Annotated in this window: 18 protein-coding genes; 3 read left to right on the forward strand and 15 right to left on the reverse strand. The window is 65.3% G+C overall.

From position 1 onward, the window contains the following. Positions 1-7 precede the first annotated feature (7 nt). From A7X65_RS22725 to A7X65_RS22735, 3 genes are all read right to left on the reverse strand, one after another. A complete protein-coding gene (locus A7X65_RS22725) occupies positions 8-583 on the reverse strand; it encodes a DUF305 domain-containing protein (RefSeq protein ID WP_145664303.1) in 576 nt (191 codons plus the stop codon). Between the two features lie 74 nt (positions 584-657). Continuing rightward, positions 658-1,446, reverse strand: coding sequence for an ABC transporter permease (locus tag A7X65_RS22730; protein ID WP_063689012.1), 789 nt, complete (start codon positions 1,444-1,446; stop codon positions 658-660). Then, entirely contained in the window at positions 1,446-2,264 is an 819-nt protein-coding gene (locus tag A7X65_RS22735; RefSeq protein WP_063689014.1) for an ABC transporter ATP-binding protein, read from the reverse strand. Before A7X65_RS22735 ends, A7X65_RS22730 begins: the two co-directional genes overlap by 1 nt. 281 nt (positions 2,265-2,545) lie before the next feature. Between A7X65_RS22735 and A7X65_RS22740 the strand changes: the two genes are divergently transcribed. Beyond that, positions 2,546-3,328: an ATP-binding cassette domain-containing protein gene (locus tag A7X65_RS22740; RefSeq protein WP_063689017.1), complete on the forward strand. Its 783-nt coding sequence runs from the start codon at positions 2,546-2,548 to the stop codon at positions 3,326-3,328. Next, positions 3,325-4,884 (forward strand): glycine betaine ABC transporter substrate-binding protein, encoded by a 1,560-nt coding sequence (locus tag A7X65_RS22745; protein ID WP_063689019.1) that lies wholly within the window; start codon positions 3,325-3,327, stop codon positions 4,882-4,884. Before A7X65_RS22740 ends, A7X65_RS22745 begins: the two co-directional genes overlap by 4 nt. 24 nt (positions 4,885-4,908) lie before the next feature. Here A7X65_RS22745 and A7X65_RS22750 read toward each other — a convergent pair whose 3' ends face one another. The 5 genes from A7X65_RS22750 to A7X65_RS22770 form a co-directional block, all read right to left on the reverse strand. Then, on the reverse strand, positions 4,909-5,286 hold the full coding sequence (locus tag A7X65_RS22750; protein WP_063689022.1) for a rhodanese-like domain-containing protein: 378 nt from the start codon (positions 5,284-5,286) through the stop codon (positions 4,909-4,911). A 137-nt stretch (positions 5,287-5,423) separates the two neighbouring features. Beyond that, a complete protein-coding gene (locus A7X65_RS22755) occupies positions 5,424-7,136 on the reverse strand; it encodes a sulfatase-like hydrolase/transferase (RefSeq protein WP_063689024.1) in 1,713 nt (570 codons plus the stop codon). A gap of 211 nt (positions 7,137-7,347) precedes the next feature. Then, on the reverse strand, positions 7,348-7,635 hold the full coding sequence (locus A7X65_RS22760; RefSeq protein ID WP_063689028.1) for a DUF1330 domain-containing protein: 288 nt from the start codon (positions 7,633-7,635) through the stop codon (positions 7,348-7,350). Positions 7,636-7,704: 69 nt separating this feature from the next. After that, positions 7,705-8,682 carry an ABC transporter substrate-binding protein gene (locus A7X65_RS22765; RefSeq protein ID WP_063689030.1) on the reverse strand — a complete coding sequence of 326 codons (978 nt, stop codon included), beginning with the start codon at positions 8,680-8,682 and terminating at the stop codon, positions 7,705-7,707. A 107-nt stretch (positions 8,683-8,789) separates the two neighbouring features. Then, entirely contained in the window at positions 8,790-9,443 is a 654-nt protein-coding gene (locus A7X65_RS22770) for a TetR/AcrR family transcriptional regulator (RefSeq protein ID WP_063689035.1), read from the reverse strand. A gap of 106 nt (positions 9,444-9,549) precedes the next feature. On the opposite strand from A7X65_RS22770, the gene A7X65_RS22775 reads away from it, so the two are divergent. Continuing rightward, positions 9,550-10,170, forward strand: a complete 621-nt coding sequence (locus A7X65_RS22775; protein WP_063689038.1) for a hypothetical protein — start codon at positions 9,550-9,552, stop codon at positions 10,168-10,170. Between the two features lie 7 nt (positions 10,171-10,177). Here the strand turns inward: A7X65_RS22775 and A7X65_RS22780 are convergent, their stop codons facing one another. From A7X65_RS22780 to A7X65_RS22810, 7 genes are all read right to left on the reverse strand, one after another. Then, positions 10,178-11,029, reverse strand: coding sequence for an SDR family oxidoreductase (locus A7X65_RS22780; protein ID WP_063689040.1), 852 nt, complete (start codon positions 11,027-11,029; stop codon positions 10,178-10,180). Positions 11,030-11,601: 572 nt separating this feature from the next. Beyond that, a complete protein-coding gene (gene ilvC, locus A7X65_RS22785) occupies positions 11,602-12,621 on the reverse strand; it encodes a ketol-acid reductoisomerase (RefSeq protein WP_014493068.1) in 1,020 nt (339 codons plus the stop codon). A 133-nt stretch (positions 12,622-12,754) separates the two neighbouring features. Further along, entirely contained in the window at positions 12,755-13,357 is a 603-nt protein-coding gene (locus A7X65_RS22790; protein WP_063690718.1) for a LysE family translocator, read from the reverse strand. 7 nt (positions 13,358-13,364) lie between these two features. After that, complete coding sequence (locus tag A7X65_RS22795; RefSeq protein WP_063689043.1) at positions 13,365-14,240, reverse strand: EamA family transporter; 876 nt, start codon at positions 14,238-14,240, stop codon at positions 13,365-13,367. A 69-nt stretch (positions 14,241-14,309) separates the two neighbouring features. Next, positions 14,310-14,999, reverse strand: a complete 690-nt coding sequence (locus A7X65_RS22800) for a class I SAM-dependent methyltransferase (protein WP_063689046.1) — start codon at positions 14,997-14,999, stop codon at positions 14,310-14,312. Between the two features lie 3 nt (positions 15,000-15,002). Beyond that, positions 15,003-15,545, reverse strand: a complete 543-nt coding sequence (gene ilvN, locus A7X65_RS22805) for an acetolactate synthase small subunit (RefSeq protein WP_063689049.1) — start codon at positions 15,543-15,545, stop codon at positions 15,003-15,005. A gap of 23 nt (positions 15,546-15,568) precedes the next feature. Further along, positions 15,569-16,540, reverse strand: coding sequence for a threonine dehydratase (locus A7X65_RS22810; RefSeq protein ID WP_063689052.1), 972 nt, complete (start codon positions 16,538-16,540; stop codon positions 15,569-15,571). Positions 16,541-16,543: the final 3 nt, after the last annotated feature.

A 16,543-nucleotide genomic window follows, 5' to 3' on the forward strand; every position in this document is an offset into this window, starting at 1 on the left:
GAGGTTCCTACTTCTTCGTTCCGGCGGACATGTCCATCTGCATGCCAGAATGGCGATGAACATTTGCGAGGGGAACGGGTGGCACTGGCTGAGTCGGGGCAGGCGTCGTGTCCGTCGCCGGTTCGCCGATCGCGAGCTTCATGGCTGCGATCTCCTGCATCTGGTCGACGATGATTTCCTGGGCGATGCGCCGCAACTGCTCGTTCTTGCCGTAGCGCAATTCGATGATCGCCATATCGATTGCGCCCTGATGATGCGGAATCATCATCGCGGCGAAATCGCGATCGACGTCGCCGGTCGGCTTGGCCGCCATGTCGTTCATCATCTTCGTCATCGCGGCATCGTTTTCTTCCAGGAACGCACGTTCCTCGGCACTCGTCGCAGCCGGCGGACTTACCGGGTGGGATTCATGCGCGAGCACGAGCGAGGGAAGCGCAAATGCCACGAGAATACGCGCGCCGACGAGCGCCGTGCCGAAGCCAGACCTTACGAGGCGAAGTCTTGGCCATCTGCATGCGCCCGCCGCAGCGACGCTACGAAACCGTGATTGGTGCATTTCGAACTCCCATGCGGGTGGTTGCATGGGGGTATGACGCACGGGCGCGCGTTCTATTCCGGCCCGTCCATCACATAAATGTCAGCAGGCAAACGGGCGCCTTAGCCGCGCCCGTCCGACGCGGTCGGCCGCCAGACCAGCAGGCGCCGCTCGACCAGCGTCACCCCGTAGTCGATCAGGATGACGAAGGCCGACAGCACGAACATGCCGGCGAACACGCCGGCAACGTCGAACACGCCCTCGGCCTGCTGGATCAGATAGCCGAGGCCCGCGGCCGATCCCAGATACTCGCCGACGACCGCGCCGACCACGGCGAAGCCGACCGAGGTGTGCAGCGAGGAGAACATCCAGGACAGCGCCGACGGCCAATAGACGTGCTGCATCAACTGCCGCTCGCTCATGCCGAGCATGCGGCCGTTGTCGAGCACGGTGCGGCTGACTTCCTTCACGCCCTGATAGACGTTGAAGAAGACGATGAAGAACACCAACGTCACGCCGAGCGCGACCTTGGACCAGATGCCGAGGCCGAGCCACAGCGCGAAGATCGGCGCCAGCACCACGCGCGGCAGCGCGTTGACCATCTTCACGTAGGGGTCGAACACCGCGGCAACGATCGGCTGGCGTGCGAACCAGAAGCCGACCAGCACGCCGCCGAGCGATCCGATCACGAAGGCGAGGATCGATTCCGCCAGCGTGATGCCGAGATGCTTCCAGATCACGCCGGAGGCGAACCACTTCACGATCTGGCTGAACACGTCGAGCGGATTGGAGAAGAAGAACGGCGGCAGCAGGATCTTGCCGAACACGGGGACGGTCGACAGCACCTGCCACAGCACGATGCAGACCACAGCGACCAGCACTTGCAGCGCAAACAGCGTCGGGCGCGACATCACACCGCCTCCGCCGCGTGGGTGGATTGCGCGTAGCCCTTCATCACCTCGTCCTTCAGCACGCTCCAGATCTCGCGGTGAAGCGCGTGGAACTCCTTGTCGAGCCGCACCTCGAAGATGTCGCGCGGCCGCGGCAGCGTCACCTTCCAGTCGCCGATGATGCGCGAGGACGGCCCGGCCGACATGATCACGACGCGGTCGGCGAGCGCGATCGCCTCTTCGAGATCATGGGTGACGAACAGCACCGCCTTGCGGTCGGCGCTCCACAAGTCGAGCAGGAGGTTGCCCATCACCTGGCGCGTCTGCGCATCGAGCGGCCCGAACGGCTCGTCCATGAGCAGGATTTTGGGGTCGCGGATCAGCACCTGCGCCAGGGCGACGCGCTTGCGCTGGCCGCCGGAGAGCATGTGCGGATAGCGCCCCGCGAAGGCGCCGAGGCCCACGGAAGTCAGCCATTTCTGCGCCCGCGGCAGCGCCTCGGCGCGAGGCGTGCCCTTGATCTCGAGCCCGATCGCGACGTTGTCGAGCGCGGTCTTCCAGGGAAAGAGCGCGTCGGCCTGGAACAAATAGCCGGCATCCCGGTTCAGCCCCGCGAGCGGCTGGTCGAAGATCCTGACGCTGCCGGCGGCGGGCTTGAGCAGCCCGGCCGCGACGTTCAGCAGCGTCGATTTCCCGCAGCCGGTCGGACCGACAATGGCCACGAACTCGCCCTGCGCGACCGCAAGATGCGCCTTCTCCACCGCCGTATAGACCCGGCCGTCTCCGAGGCGGAACGCAACCTTGGCATCTTCCAGCGCCACTGCCGTGGGCGTTGTCATGTGTTTCCTCCGAACTCTGCTCGATGCCTTAGCCTCTCGCGCCGCCAAGTTCAATCAAGCCGCCAAGCGTGCTACGCATGGGGGCAGTCATCCCCTTCACCCTCCCCTGGAGGGGGAGGGTCGGTGCGCATGAAGCGTAGCGAAATGTGAGACGGGGTGGGGTGACGGTCTCTCCCCATCCAACAGTGCCCGAGTGGAGAGATCACCCCACCCCGCTCGCGCTACGCGCAATCGACCCTCCCCCTCCAGGGGAGGGTAAGAGAAGAGCGAGCCCACCTGCGATGCCCTCCAAGCCGGCGATCAGCTACCAAAAGGTCACCAGGAGCTTCGGCTCCCTCAAGGCTGTAGACCACGTATCGCTCGACGTCGCCGAGGGCGAGTTTCTGGCCATCGTCGGCGGCTCCGGTTCGGGTAAGACGACGCTGCTGCGGCTTGCCAACCGGCTGATCGAGGCCGATGCCGGCACCATCACGGTGGAGGGCGAAAACGTGCAGGACGTCGATCCGGTCGCGCTGCGGCGCCGGATCGGCTACGTCTTCCAGAGCGGCGGCCTGTTCCCGCATCTGAGCGTCGCCGACAATATCGGGATCACGCCGAGACTGCTGGGCGAGCCGGCCAACGCGATCGCAATGCGCGTCGACGAACTGCTGGAGCTGGTCCAGCTCGACCGCACCGCGCACCGCGACCGGCTTCCGGAGGCCCTCTCGGGCGGTCAGCGCCAGCGCGTCGGCGTGGCGCGGGCGCTTGCGGCAAGACCCCGCATCGTGCTGATGGACGAGCCGTTCGGCGCGCTCGATCCCCTCACCCGCGATGCGCTCGGCGACGATTACCACTCGCTTCACCGGAAGCTCGGCCTGACCACCGTGATGATCACGCATGACATGACCGAGGCGATCCTGCTCGCCGACCGTATCGCGGTGATGCGCGGCGGACGGCTGCTCGCCCAGGGAACGCCCGCGGAGCTGTCGAACAGCAGCGAGGCCTATGTGCTGGAGCTGCTGCGCACGCCGCGGCGCCAGGTCGAGCGATTGAACGCACTGCTGCCCGCGAGCGGTGCGGCATGAGCCTGCTCTCCGATCCGCGCTGGGGCGAGGCGCTGTCGCATCTGCCCGATTATCTCGGCAACCATGTGCGGGTGAGCCTCGCCGCGCTCGCGATCGGCCTCGCCGTCAGCCTGCCGCTGGCGATCCTGACGCGCAACCGGCCGGTCCCGCGCGCTGTATTGCTTGCGCTCGCCAGCATCGTGCAGACCGTGCCCGGGCTGGCGCTGCTCGCGCTGTTCTATCCGCTGCTGCTGCTGGCCGCCTCCGTCACGCTCGCGTGGTTCGGCGTTTCCTTCTCCGCATTCGGTTTCCTGCCGGCGATGCTGGCGCTGGCGCTCTATTCGATGCTGCCGGTGCTGCGCAACGGCATCACCGGTCTCAACGGCATCGATCCCGCCCTGATCGAAGCCGCCAAGGGCGTCGGCATGACGCCGCGGCAGTCGCTTGTGATGGTCGAGCTGCCGCTGGCGCTGCCGGTGATGATGGCCGGCATCCGCACCGCTGCCGTGTGGGTGATCGGCACCGCGACGCTCTCGACCCCGATCGGGCAGACCAGCCTCGGCAATTACATCTTCGCGGGATTGCAGACCCAGAACTGGGTGTTCGTGCTGTTCGGCTGCGCTGCCTCGGCGCTGCTCGCGCTCGCCGTCGACCAGTTGCTCGGCCTGATCGAGAGCGGCCTGCGCCACCGCAGCCGCTTGCGCACGGCGCTCGGCGGCGTCGGGATCGCAGCGCTGGTGGCGGCCACGCTGGTGCCGACCATGGCGCGCTCGTCGTCAGGCTATGTGGTCGGCGCCAAGACGTTTGCCGAGCAATATGTGCTGTCGGCGTTGATGAGGGACCGCCTGCAGGCGGCGGGCCTCTCGGCCACGGCGCGGTCCGGTCTCGGCTCCAGCGTGATCTTCGAGGCGCTGAAGGCCGGCGACATCGATCTCTATGTCGATTATTCCGGCACGCTCTGGGCCAACCAGCTGCATCGGACCGACATCAAGCCGCGCGCGGAACTGTTGGCAGAGCTGAAGACGGCGCTCGCCAGGGACAACATCACCCTGCTCGGCGAGCTCGGCTTCGAGAATGCCTATGCGCTGGTGATCCCGAAGAAGCGCGCGGAAGCACTCGGCATCCGCAGCATCGCCGATCTCGCCGCGCATGCATCGACGCTCTCGATTGCCGGCGACTACGAATTCTTCTCACGCCCCGAATGGGCGGCGCTGCAGAAGGCCTATGGGCTGCAATTCCGTGCCCAGCGCCAGATGCAGCCGGATTTCATGTATGCGGCGGTCGCCAGCGGTGAGGTCGACGTCATCGCCGGCTACACCAGCGACGGCCTGATAGCGAAATACGATCTCGTCACGCTCGACGATCCCAAGCACGCGATCCCGCCCTACGACGCCATCCTGCTGCTGGCGCCGAAGCGCGCCGGCGACGAGCGGCTCAAGTCGGCGTTGCAACCGCTGCTCGGCAAGATCGACATCGCCACCATGCGCGAGGCGAATTTGCGCGCCAGCGGTAACGACGCAAATTCGTCACCGGATGCCGTGGCGAAGTGGCTGTGGGGGAAAGTGGGCCAGCGCTAGGCCTTCCCCCATCCGCCGCCCTTGCTACGTCTTCTCGGTCGCGCCTCCGGCATCGACCCAGTCCTTGAAGCCGCCGACATTGTAGACATGGCCGTAGCCCATGTCCTGAAGCAGCTTGCCGGCGAGCGCAGAACGGCCGCCGGACGCGCAATAGAGGATCACGGTCTTGTCCCTGGCGAGGGTCTTGTCGTGATAGGGCGAATCCGGGTCGGCCCGGAACTCCAGCATGCCGCGGGAGATATTCAGCGCGCCCGGGATTTTTCCGCTCTTCTCGACTTCCGGTGCATCGCGCACGTCGAGCACGAGCGCGCCCTTCCCGATCATCTCCTTGGCCTGGGCGGGCGAGATCTTCGGCACGGCCGCGTTGGCGGCCTCGAGCATCTGTTTCACGGAAATGGCCAATGACGTCTCCTTTGGGTTGACGGTTGTTCGGGCCCCCATTAGCCGGCATCGTCCGTCATCGCGTCCCTCGATCGGACGACGACGCCAAGGCCGAAATATCCACGGCCGCGGTGGCGAATGAATGGCCGCGATGGAGGCTACAGCCCCCGGATGATCCCCGCATTGATCAGCAGCCGGTTCAGCCGCCGCGCCTCCGCGCCATCCTTGCAGCCGTAGAACATCCCCTTGCAGCGGAGCATGATCTGCTTCTGCTCGGCAAAGGACGGGTCGAGCGGGATGCCGGCGGCTTCCTGGATCACCAACGGCAGATAGGGGCCGTCGATCGTGTCCATCACGGCCTCGCTCTTCACCGGCTCGAAATTGACGGCGTCGATCGCGTAATAGGTCGCGTAGAGGCGCGGGTCGTAGGCATCGAGCTTCTTGCCGATGGCGCCCTCGTCGAGCCCAGGCTCCAACAGGTTCGGCGCGAATTCCGGCTGGTGATCGCCGTAGCGCACGATCAGGAAGGGCTCGTTCGGAAAGCTCTTCTTCAGCCCCGCGACGAACGCCTTGTACTGCTCGGCGCTCATCGCCTGCCGGCGCAGATATTCGTCGATGGACGGCACATTGCCCGGCGCGCGCCAGTTCGGCAGCAGGTCGGGACGGAAGCGCGTCTCCCAGGGGAAGTGATTGGCGCCGAGATAGATGAAGGTGAACAGCGGCTTGTTCGGCGGCTGCTGGCCCATCAGTTGCAGCGCCTTGTCGTAGAAGAAGCTGTCGGGCTCGACATCCTTGGCGCCGAGATCCTTGGAATCGAGGAAGCGCTCGATGCCGGTCGTCATCTGGAAGCTGCGCGCGCCCATGAAGCCGCCATAGGCGGGATAGAGCGATAGCGTGTCGTAACCGCAGCGGCGCAGCGCCAGCGGCAGGCCACGCTCGACCCGGTTCGAGGCAATGCGCGTCACGAAATAAGCGAAGCGGCCGAACGAGCGCGAGGAGAGCCCTGCAAGCACGTTGTATTCGGTGAACCAGCTCGGCCCGCCATTGCTCTCGGCGAGGAACGTGCGCTGCCTGCCGTCCCAGGACTTGAAATGATCGCCATAGCGCGGCGGCACCTTGATGCCCTGCGCCGCGCGGATGTCGAAGCTCGATTCATCATGGATCATGATGATGTTCGGCCGGCGGCCGGCGGGATGGCAGGCATCGACCAGCGGCATGTTGAGTCGCTCGTTGGTCGAAGCCGCGGACTCCATGAAGCCGTACTGGACGAAGTCGGAGACCGAGCTCACGCCCGAGCGGAAGAACTTCGAGAGATAACCGTCGTCGTAATAGCCGCGCCAGGCCTCGTCCGGATGATAGAGCGAATAGCCGACGAGAGCGGCAAGACACGCGAGCTTGCAGGCCAGCGCCGGCAGGCGGCGGATGCGGAACGGGTCGAGCCACCACAGCGCATACATCAGCGGCAGCGTGACGAGACCGGCCAGGATCACCGACCAGCGCAGGTTCGGGAAGATCGTGAACAGAAACGCCACGGTGTCGCGGTCGATCATCATCAGGTCGATGAAGTTGACCGTCATCTGCACGACGTCGTGCTTGAGCCGCGACAGCAGCACCAAGACCACGACCATGGTCAGCGACAGCGCCCCCGACAGCGCCGGCCGCCGCAGCAGCGTGATCCAGAAGAAGTTGAGGATGCCCCAGGCGAGCGCGAAGGACAGGCGCGAGCCGAAATCGGTCTCGGTCTCGTACATCAGCGCGAGCGCGGCCAGATGCGGCGCCGCAACGGCGAGCAGCCGCCAGATGCCGAGCGCGGCGACGCTCGCCAGCACGGCGGTCGTGGCAGAAGGACCTGGATTGGGCGCGGACGCCATCGACGACACGCAACTCTGGTCCGGCGCAATGATACCTAGCCGTCTGGCCAGCCTGACGGCGGCTAGGGCGTCCGGGGCAGCCGGAAGCCTGCACCGTGTCATAAAACTGTAACGGAACAGTCAAGGACAGGCAACGCGTGCGGTGATCCGACCTTCGCTTGATGTAGGCTGGCGAGCCGGGCGCCGGTGCGCGCCAGGAAACGGCGCCCGGCTAGAGCCCTTCCACGCTGACCAGCCGGGCGGAGCTGCAGGCGTCCCGGACGGATTTCAGGCCCTGATACGTGGCGCCGTTATAGAATTCCTCCCAGGCCGCCACCGACGGGAATTCCAGCAGGACGATCCTGCGGGGATTCCAATCTCCCTCGTAGACCTTGTGGGTCCCGCCGCGTGCCAGATATCGCGCTCCCGCCGCCTCCAACGCGGGTTTCACGCCCAGCATGAAGCTCTGGTACTGCTGGGGATCGCTGATCTCGACGTCGAAAATCACGTAGGCCGCCATTTCAATCCACTCCAGGGATGAGCCAGGACATTTCGCCGCGTCTGCCGGGCCCGCGCCGGCGGCGTCCGTCTAGTCGAGGACTTCGTCGGCACGGGCGAGCAGGGTCGGCGGAACCGTGATGCCGAGGGCTTTGGCCGTTTTGAGATTGACGATGGTCTCGATCTTGGTCGAACGCTGAACGGGAAGTTCGGACGGCCTGGTACCCTTCACGATCCGTGCCGCGTAGCCTCCGACGAGGCGCGAGGCGTCCTGCGCGCTCGCGCCGTAGCTCAGGAGGCCGCCCAGATCGACGAACTCGCGCTGAAAATACAGCGTCGGCAGCCGCAGTCTTGCCACGGCCTCGATGATCCGGACGCGGTTGACGATGAAGACCGGATCGACCGTGACGAACAGCGCATCGACGTGCGCCGGCCCGACGTCCGCGAACACCTTGTCGATATCGTCCCGGTTGGCCGCCTTGAATGCGAGCACGGTCTTGCCGATGGCCTTGGCCGCGCTCCCGGCGCTTTCGAGCTGGGCCTCTGCGGTCGGGCGGTTGGGATTGACGAGGACACCGATGGTCGCGGCATTCGGCAACAATTCGCTCACCAGCTCCAGGTTCTTTGCGCCGAGTTCGGCGGCAAGCCAGGTCACGCCGGTGGCGTTGCCGCCAGGCCGGCTCAAGCTTTCCACGAGCCCCGAGGACACCGGATCATCTGCGGTCAGGAACACGATCGGGATGGCGGGCGTCGCCCGCTTGGCCGCAACCGCGGCGACGTTGCCGCCCATCGTGACGATGACGCCGACCTGCTGCTGGACGAGCTCGGCGGCAAGCGAGGGCAGGCGATCGAACTGTCCCTGCGCCCAGCGATACTCGATGGCCACGTTGCGCCCCTCTGTCAGCCCGGAAGCACCCAGACCTTCGCGAAAACCGGTCACCACGGTGGCGAAGGTCTCCGGCGAGCCGCTGGCAAGCAAACCGATCGTGGGGCGAGAGGCTTGTGCAAGAGCCGGCGAAAACCACAGCGGCATGGAGCCGGCGGCGAGAACAAATGTGCGTCGATCCATCTTTACATACTGTCAAAATATCGAATTCGAATATGTGCGCGAGTGTATGCGCAAGGCGCGGCACCTGCCAATCCAAATCCAGGACAAACAGGATTCCGTCCGGGCTCCTAGCCCTTGGCAATGCCTGAGATGAACAGGTCGATCACCGCTTCCGCCATCCGCTCGATCTCGGTCTCCGCCACACCCCAGCGCGGAAAATGACCATCGAGGTTCATGCGGGCAAAACCGTAGACCAGCGCGCGGCCGGCGATCTGGATGGGCTTGAGGTCGGCCGGCCGCAGCAGCCCCTGCGCGGCCGCGTCAGCCAGCATCTGCTCGGTCAGGGCGATCAGCTCGGCATTGTCGCGGGTCAGCTCAGCGGAGCTGCCATGGGCGAAATAGCGCCCTGTCGAGATGATCTCGAAATGCGCGGGGTTGCGCATCGCCCAGCGCAGATAGGCAAGGCCGAAGGCGCGGAAGCGGCCGAGCGGATCGGTCCCCGGGGCCTGCGCCAGCGCCACCTCGATCTCCGCGCGAAAACGCCGCTGCGCCTCCTGGGCCGCCGCCGCCATCAGGGCATCGCGGTTGGGGAAGTGCCGGAACGGCGCGCCGGGCGACACCGCGGCGCGGCGCGCGGCCTCGCGCACGGACACCTCGGCCCCCTCTTCGGCCAATTGCAGCGCAGCATCGATCAGCACGCGGCGGAGGTCGCCGTGGTGGTAAGGCCGGGCGTCGGAGGTGTGACGGCGGGCGCGCGGCTTGGACGGCTGTCGGGCGGGCATGGCAATCCCTAGCATCACCCGAACGTGAATGTAAGCAGCGATTACACCGTTGACCGCTCGAGGCCGACGAAATGTAATCGATGATTACATAGCGAAGGGGATTGCCATGTCGTCACGTCAAAGCTGGTTCGAGGGCTGGCGGCTGCTGGCCGTGCTCACCTTTATCCTGGTCGCGCTCAGCCTCTGGATCGCCTCGATGCGACAGTTCGAGGTCGAGGGCGTGCGGATGGTGATCCGCTTCACGGCACGAAGCTCGCTGCTGCTGTTCTGCCTCGCCTTCGGCGCAGCGGCACTGGCGCGGCTGTGGCCCAACGCCTGGACGCGCTGGCAGCGGCGCAACCGCCGCTATCTCGGCCTCAGCTTTGCGGCCTCCCACGCGATCCACGCCATCGCGATCGTCGCCTTCGCCAAGATGGACCCGGCCGGTTTCGCCGAGGCCACCTCGCCCGCCTCCTACATCTTCGGCGGCATCGGCTATGCCATGATCATCGCCATGAGCGCGACCTCGTTCGACCGCACCGCCGCGCTGATCGGGCCGCGCGCCTTTCGCGCGCTGCACCTCGTCGGCGGCTATTACCTCTGGTTCCAGTTCATGGTGTCGTTCGGCAAGCGCGTGCCCGCGATGCCGCTTTATGCCGCCTTCCTCCTGCCGCTGTTGGTCGTGATGGCGCTGCGGCTGATCGCCATGGCCGACCATCCGCGTGGACGGACGGCCGAGGCGCGCTGAACGACGGTCAGCCCTGCGGCAACAACCCGAGGCGCTTGGCGATGATGCGGTCGACCGTCCGCTTCGGCAGCACGGAGCCGATCAGATGGCGCAGCGGATCCGGCGTGATCTGGTAGCGCACCTTGGGGCTTGCCGCGGTCAGCGCCTCGAACACGATTTCGGCGATGCGCTCGGCCGGCAAGCCCTTGGCGCCGAGCTCCATCATGAACGCCATGACCTTGTTGAGCGCCGGCAGATAGGGCGAGTTCTGGTAGACGGAGAGGTCGATCTCCTCGGCCTTGCTCCAGATCGGCGTCTTCACCGCACCGGGGGCGACGATGATGACGTCGATGCCGAACAGCATCAGCTCGCGGCGCAGGCTCTCCGACAGCCCCTCGACCGCATGCTTGGAGGTGCAGTACGGCGCCGACAGCGGGTTGCCGTTCTTGCCCGCGACCGAGCTGATCATCACGATCCGCCCCTTCGGACCCTTCAGCGAGGGGTCGGCGCCGAGCAGCGGCCCGAACGCCTGCGTCGCGATCACGGGGCCGATGACGTTGATGTCCATCTGGCGGCGGAAATCGTCGGCCGACAATTCGAGCACGGGGCCGGCGACCGCGATGCCGGCATTGTTGACGAGCCCATGGAGCGTCTCCCCGCCCAACATCTCGCGAACGCTTCGCGCCGCAGCAAGGACTGCGGCCTCGTCGGTGACGTCGAACATGAGCGGCGTGAAGTTTGCGCCGAATTCACCCTTCAGCCGGTCGGCATCGGCCTGTTTGCGAACACTGCCGAAGACGCGATAGCCACGCCCGACCAGATATTTTGCAACGGCCCAGCCAATGCCCGTGGACGCGCCGGTGACGACGACAGATCGCATGGTCCTTCCCCCCGATAGTTCCGGGGATCATGTAGGAGAAGGATGTGCCAGCGCAATGGACGGCAGTTCTCAGGCCACGCAGCAACAGCATTTTCCGCGCACGCGACGCAACGCAAGAAGCCGCGGCAGATGTCGGTTCTTAGGATGAACGGGCACGCGAACTCGTGAGGTGAGACGGACCGCACGATGAGACCACGGATGAAGAGCCGAATCTTTGACTCTGACGACGTTGATGTTTTGGGGTTCGACGGCGCGCAGGAAAATCTGAGAAACGACGCCGGATCAAGAATGTGGTTTAAGTGTCAGTTCTTCGAGCTCAGGAGACACATCAGCTCGCGAAGAATTTGAATGAAGCAGCAATGCTTCCGGCGAGATGAAAAGAGCGAGACCGCTGTCTGCGATCTCGCTCCAATCTAGCCGCGAAGGTTTAAGATTTGGTTTGACGGGCGAAGCTTGTGTTTCGCTGTCGTGTCCCGGACAAGCGGAGCGCAGAGCCGGGACCCAGAAGCCGCCGTGGACCCCGGATCAGCAGCGCACCGCTCACGCGCTGCGCTGCGTCCGGGGAACGCGACTTAGTTCTTCGACTTGTCGACCAGCGCGCCCTTCTTGATCCAGGGCATCATGTCGCGCAGCTTGGCGCCGACTTCCTCGATCGGATGCGCAGCGAGCTTGGCACGGGTCGCCTTGAACGAGGTCTGGTTGACCTTGTTCTCGAGCATCCAGTCGCGGGCGAACTTGCCGCCCTGGATGTCGGCGAGAACGCGCTTCATCTCGGCCTTGGTCTCGGCGGTGACGATGCGCGGGCCGGTGACGTACTCGCCGTACTCCGCGGTGTTGGAGATCGAGTAGTTCATGTTGGCGATGCCGCCTTCATAGATCAGGTCGACGATCAGCTTCACTTCGTGCAGGCACTCGAAATAGGCCATCTCCGGGGCGTAGCCGGCTTCGACCAGGGTCTCGTAGCCGCCCTTGATCAGCTCGACCAGGCCGCCGCAGAGCACGACCTGCTCGCCGAACAGGTCGGTCTCGCACTCTTCCTTGAAGGTGGTCTCGATGATGCCGGCGCGGCCGCCACCGACGGCCGAAGCATAGGACAGGCCGAGGTCATGGGCATTGCCCGAGACATCCTTGGCGATCGCGATCAGGCAGGGCACGCCGCCGCCGCGCTGATACTCGGAACGCACGGTGTGGCCGGGGCCCTTCGGCGCGATCATCAGCACGTCGAGGTCGGCGCGCGGGTCGAGCAGGTTGAAGTGAACGTTGAGGCCGTGCGCGAACACGAGGGCAGCGCCCTTCTTCATGTTGTCGTGCAGGTGCTCGCGATAGATGTCGCCCTGGAGTTCGTCCGGGGTCAGCATCATGACGAGGTCAGCCCATTTGGCGGCTTCGGCGACTTCCATCACCTTGAAGCCGGCGGCTTCCGCCTTCTTCACCGAGCCCGAGTCCTTGCGCAGCGCAATGGCGACTTCCTTGACGCCGGAGTCCTTCAGGTTGAGCGCATGGGCGTGGCCCTGGCTGCCATAGCCGACGATGGCGACCTTCTTCCCCTTGATCAGGTTCAGGTCGGCGTCGCGATCGTAATAAACACGCATGGTCGTTTCCTCGTTGAGGGCCGAAAATCGGCCGATGGTCAGTGTCCGAAGGGTGAAATTTGCGGATTTCGGGGGCTGTCTAGAGCATTTTCAGCCCTGAGGGAAACCCGTTTCTGCATGGAAATCCGCGACATCATGCATCCACGAGAACGGGGTAGAGGGAGGCCAGCAGCAGGATCGCCATCAGGATATTGAAGGCGCGGACCAGCCGCTCGGAGGTCAGGACGGGCCGCAACGCGGTGCCGAACAGGGCCCAGACCACGGTCGAGACCGTGCCGACGAGCAGGCTGATCAGGGTCTGGATCGCGATGTTGACGGGAAACTGGGCAATCGCCGCGTAGGCGGTGATGGTGCCGATCACGATCACCCAGCCCTTGGCGTTGATCCACTGGAACATGGCCGCACCCCAGAAGGTCATCGGGCCGCGGCCGTCTTCCCCGCCCGGCTTGGCGGGACCGGACATGGCGATCACGGCGGCAAGATAGATCAGGTAGGCCGCACCGGCATATTTCAGGATGGTCTGGAGGATCGGATAGGCCAGGAACACGGTGCCGAGCCCGAGACCGACAGCGGCGACCATGAAGGCAAAGCCGAGGACGATGCCGACGATGTGCGGGATGGTGCGGCGGAATCCGTAAGTGAGGCCGGACGACAACAGCATGATGTTGTTCGGCCCGGGGGTGAAATACATCACCACCATGAACACGAGGAAGGCATAGAACAGCGAATAGGTCATGTTCACCTCACGCGGTCTTCGGCAGGACTTGCGGACGCTTCGCCAGCACCATCACGGCGATCCCGCCGATGACGGTCAGCATGCCGGCGAGGCGAAGCGGTCCGAACCGTTCGCCGAACACGATGCTGGATGCGGCGGAGCCGACGAATGGCACCAGCAGCGCGAACGGCACCACTTGTGCCGCCGGATAGTCGCGCAGGAGGCGGCCCCACAGCCAGTAGGCAATGCTGGTGGAGATGCCGCCGAGCATCAGCATGCAGAGCGCGGATGTGAGCGATATGTGCGTCAGGGACGTCAGGGTCGGCGCCGACCCGTTGGCGATCAGCGCCAGCACGAACAGCGGCACGGCCGAGGCGAGGCACAGCCAGGCGAACAGGTCGAACATCGGCACGCCGCGGGCGCCGCGCAGCAGCAGATTGCCGATGGCAAAGCTCAGCGGCGAGATCATCAGCACCGCGAAGGCACTGACGCTGAAATCGTAGCCGACCGTGCCGCAGATCATCAGCAGGCCGATCGCGGCAATGACGATGCCGAGCGTCTGCACCGGCGTCGGCCGCTCACCGAACGCGAGCGCGGCGAAGCCGATGGTGAACAGCGCCTGGCTCTGCACGACGACGCTGGTCAGCCCCACCGGCACGCCATGGGCGATGCCGTAGGCCTGGGACAGGAACTGCCCGAGAAACAGCGTGAAGCTGATCGCGATCAACAGCGACCAGGCGACCTTCGGTTTGCGGATGAACAGGCACGGCACCGCGGCGATCGTAAAGCGCAGCGCCGTCATCAGCTCCGGCGAAAGCTCGTCGAGCGCGATCCGGCTTGCCACGAAGGCAAGCCCCCAGATGATCGCCACCATGACGGCGATGAGGATGTCGGCCGGCTTCATTGTTGTTTCCGGTTCTGCCCTGTCGTGCAGCCCTGTTTGTTGTTCTGGTCTAGCCTTGCTCGCCGGCCTTTACGTGGAAGAATTGGGTTTTCGCAGCAGATAGGTTCCGTGCATCGGCGCGTGGTAGTCGGCCGAGACCAGCGTGAAGCCGACGTCGGTCAGCATCCGCTCCATGACCCAGCCGAAGGTGGAATATTCGTCGCGCATATGCGTCACCACGCCCTCGCGGGAAAAATCGTGGTTCTTGATCTGGAAGTCGGCCCATTGCTCGACGTCGCGCTCGATCGCGTCGGGCATCGAGGCGTAGACGATGTCGCGCAAGTAGAAGCTCGCACCGGGCTTGAGCGCCCGATAGATCCGCGACATCGCCACCGCCTTCCAGAAATCCGGCAGATGATGCAGCGTGAACTCGCTGACGATCAGGTCGTAGGATTCCGGGCGGTAGGCGAAGGAGAGCAGGCCCGCCGACTGGGTGCGCACCGGCGCCTTGCGGTCGCGGGCGTAGATCTCGGCGAGCGCCAGCATCGCAGGCGAAATGTCGATGGCGTCGACCTCCGCGCCCATCAGGGCTGCTTCGGTGGCGAGCACGCCGTTGCCGCAACCGATATCGGCGATGCGCCAGCCGCGCTGTACCCCAAGCATTTTCAACGCGGCGCGCGCCCGCAGGTCGGCATCGTCATGGTTGTCGTAGATCGAGGCCACAGCGGGCTCGATCCCCATCCGGTTCCGCTCGTTGTAATACCAGTCGCGCGCCAGCATGGTTCACATCCCTTCAGGCCCGCGACCGATCGCGGCAACACCCGTGCGCGACACCTCGACAAGGCCGAGCGGGCGCATCAAGTCGATAAACTGATTGATCTTGTCCGTATTGCCTGTGATCTCGAACACAAAGCTCTCGGTGGTCGCGTCGATCACGCGGGCGCGGAACGCATCCGCGAGCCGCAGCGCCTCGACGCGATGCTCGCCCTGCCCGCGCACCTTGACCATCGCCAGTTCGCGCTCGATCGAGCGTTTGGTCTGGGTCATGTCCACGACCTGGTAGACCGGGATCATGCGGTCGAGCTGGTTCTTGATCTGCGTGATCACCATCGGCGTACCCGTGGTGACGATGGTGATGCGCGACAGATGCTTCTGGGCCTCGGTCTCCGAAACCGTGAGGCTCTCGATGTTGTAGCCGCGGCCCGAGAACAGGCCGATGACGCGCGCGAGCACGCCCGGCTCGTTCTGCACGAGCACCGCGAGCGTGTGCGTCTCGTTGGGATCGTGGCGGTCTTCGATGAAGTAGGCGGATGCGGGCTGGTTCATTGTCGTCCCCTCTTGTCTTTCCATCACGCCGTCGCCGGCGCGTCCGTCCCGACCCAGCGGCGGAACAGATCGAAATCGATATTGCCGCCGGACAGCACGAGACCGACGCGCTTGCCCTTCAGCTTGCTCTTCTCTTGCAGCGCCGCGGCGAGCGCGGCTGCGCCGGCGCCTTCGGCGAGATTGTGCGTATCGGTCCAGTAGGCGCGGATCGCAGCGGCGACCTCGTCGTCAGTGACCTGCACGATGCGCGCGGCCCCCTTTCGGATCAGCGCGAACGCGTCCTCGTCGGGGATGCGCGTCGCCATGCCGTCGGCGCGCGTGTTGCTGGTCTCGGTCGTCACGATCTTGCCGGCCGCAAACGACAGCGCGTAGGACGGCGCCTCGGTCGACTGCACGCCGACGATCTCGGTCTTCAGGCCCAAGAGGTCGCGCGCCATGATGCATCCGCAGATCCCGGAGCCCTGTCCGATCGGCACGTAGAGGACATCGAGGTCGGGCGCGGAGCGAAACAGCTCGAGCGCGTAGGTCGCGACACCCAGCACGAGGTCCGGATGGAACGACGGCACCATATGGAGCCCGGCGAACTGCGCACGGCGCTCGGCCTCCTCGCGCGCGGCCTGAAAATCCGCGCCGTGCTCGACCAGCTCGGCGCCAAACGCCTTCATCGCCCGGTTCTTCTCGACCGAGTTGCCTGACGGCACGTAGATCACGGCCGGCACGCCATGGCGGCTCGCGGCGAAGGCCAGGCTCTGGCCGTGATTGCCGCGCGTCGCCGAGATGATGCCCGGCGTGTTCGGCCGCTCGCGCTTGAGCCGGTCGAGATAGACGAGGCCACCGCGCACCTTGAAGGCGCCGATCGGCGTGTGGTTCTCGTGCTTGACGACGACCTCGGTGCCGAGGCGCTCAGCGAGCAGCGGCCAGCCGCGTGCCGGCGTTGCCGGCACCGCCTGCCCCACGATCGCATGTGCGCGCTCGAGCTCCGTCAGGTCGAACATGGT

The sequence above is a fragment of the Bradyrhizobium stylosanthis genome, from assembly GCF_001641335.1.
Lineage (GTDB): Bacteria > Pseudomonadota > Alphaproteobacteria > Rhizobiales > Xanthobacteraceae > Bradyrhizobium > Bradyrhizobium stylosanthis.